This window comes from Streptococcus infantis, from assembly GCF_001579645.1.
Lineage (GTDB): Bacteria > Bacillota > Bacilli > Lactobacillales > Streptococcaceae > Streptococcus > Streptococcus infantis_E.
In genome coordinates this window covers 838,402-839,688 of sequence record NZ_KQ970818.1, presented here as the reverse complement: position 1 = coordinate 839,688, position 1,287 = coordinate 838,402, and the positions used below count along the sequence as shown (strand labels likewise).

Annotated in this window: 3 protein-coding genes; 1 reads left to right on the top strand and 2 read right to left on the bottom strand. The window is 39.6% G+C overall.

What is annotated here, in order from left to right; translation table 11 throughout:
* Positions 1-473, bottom strand: a 473-nt coding sequence (locus SINDD18_RS04020; protein ID WP_153014411.1) for an HD domain-containing protein, incomplete at its 3' end; no start/stop codon positions are given.
* 71 nt (positions 474-544) lie between these two features.
* Between SINDD18_RS04020 and SINDD18_RS04015 the strand changes: the two genes are divergently transcribed.
* Positions 545-922, top strand: a complete 378-nt coding sequence (locus SINDD18_RS04015; protein WP_153014394.1) for a DUF1934 domain-containing protein — start codon at positions 545-547, stop codon at positions 920-922.
* Between the two features lie 116 nt (positions 923-1,038).
* Here the strand turns inward: SINDD18_RS04015 and SINDD18_RS11280 are convergent.
* The coding region (locus SINDD18_RS11280) for a helicase-related protein (protein WP_277619875.1) at positions 1,039-1,287 on the bottom strand (249 nt) is incomplete at its 5' end.

The following is a 1,287-nucleotide window of genomic DNA, read 5'->3' as shown; positions in this document are numbered from 1 at the left end:
TGGACCACCTGCTTATTTGGATAAGTATGGTCTATAACACTAGCTACCTTTTTGGGGAAATCTGGAGCTACCTGTAAAAGAACCTGGTGAATCTCTGTTTCGGGGCTTTGGATAATTTCCTGCGTAATCGCCTCATGATCGGTATCAAAGAGATTTTCAAAGGTATGCGAGTAGGCGCCATGTCCTAAGTCATGAAGGAGGGCTGCAGTCATGGTTAGGAGGGACTCCGAAGGATCCCATTCTTTAGGATACTTTTCCTCAAAAATCTCGGTGATGCGTCGTGCAATCTCGTAAACACCTAGACAGTGAGAGAAACGACTATGTTCTCCACCATGAAAGGTATAGCTTGATGTTCCGAGTTGCTTGATACGACGCAAGCGTTGAAATTCTTTGGTATTGATTAAGTCATAGATAATCTGATTATCAACATGGATATAATTGTGAACAGGGTCACGAAATACTTTTTCATTCATAAAACCATTATAGCAAAAAGCCACAGTTTTTGGTAAAATAGTAGGATAAGAGTGAAGAAAGAGGACTTGAAGTGAAGATTCGAATGAGAAATACCATCCAATTTGATGAACAATTGGAAGTGATCGACCAACTTTATGACGTTGAGTTACGTGAGAAAGGTGATTTTTCCTATCTCCTTTTTTACAATGAAGAGAAAGAAAAAGTGGTTCTCAAATTTAATGATACAGAGTTGGTGATGTCTCGATTTTCCAACCCTAAGACCATCATGCGTTTTCTGAAGGAAGCTGATAGTTTAGCCTATATTCCTACACCAATGGGCTTGCAGGAGTTTGTTATTCAAACAAGCCATTATCAAGTTGATCAGCAAAAGATTAAACTAGCCTATCAACTACAAAACAAAGAAGGAACTCCATTTGCGAACTATCGCTTAGAAATTACCTGGGGATAAGAAAGCCGGTGGAGGAGAAATCGGAAGTCAAAGTTTCGATTTCGAAGTTCCAAATCAACTAGCAGGTCAAAGTTTTTTTGCTAATAAAAAAAGAGGTTGGGACTTTTATCCCAACCTTATTTGATATACAGTTCTTGATTTTTCAAGACAATTTCACGTACACTTGCAAATTTCTTCAGCTTTTTGATGTCTTCGGGATGCGTTACAAGTGTGATTACGTAGCCCTCTTTTCCCATACGTCCTGTACGACCAGCGCGGTGAGTGTAAGTTTCCATATCTCTAGGAACGTCAAAGTTAACCACGCATTCCAAGCTATCAATGTCAATACCACGAGCTAGAAGGTCTGTTGCAAGAAGCAGTGTTAG